This window comes from Vibrio sp. 10N.222.49.C9, from assembly GCF_041474985.1.
GTDB lineage: Bacteria > Pseudomonadota > Gammaproteobacteria > Enterobacterales > Vibrionaceae > Vibrio > Vibrio crassostreae_C.
This window is the reverse complement of record NZ_JBFRVD010001175.1, coordinates 1-292: the sequence shown is the minus strand read 5'-3', so window position 1 is coordinate 292 and position 292 is coordinate 1. Positions and strand designations below refer to the sequence as shown.

General features: G+C 44.9%; 1 protein-coding gene. It reads right to left on the bottom strand.

Features of this window, described 5'->3' with window-relative positions; all coding sequences use genetic code 11:
* Positions 1 to 292 (bottom strand): beta-ketoacyl synthase N-terminal-like domain-containing protein (locus AB4585_RS27445; RefSeq protein WP_372171911.1); only part of this gene is annotated, 292 nt, incomplete at both ends.

The following is a 292-nucleotide window of genomic DNA, read 5'->3' as shown; positions in this document are numbered from 1 at the left end:
GGCCACGCATAATAGAAAGGTTACCTGCAACCATGTTTACGATGGTTGATGGAACGAAAAATGGGCTCACTCGGCGTGGGCCTTTGCCGTTCATAACATGGATACCGTTTTCAATCAGACCTAAACCACCAATACCAGAGCCAATCGCCACGCCTACGCGAGTGCAATTTTCGTCAGTGATTTCTAGGCCAGAATCATCAAGAGCTTGGATACCTGCTGCGATACCGTATTGGATAAATAAATCCATTTTACGAGCATCTTTTTTAGACATGTACTCTTCGCAGTTAAAGTC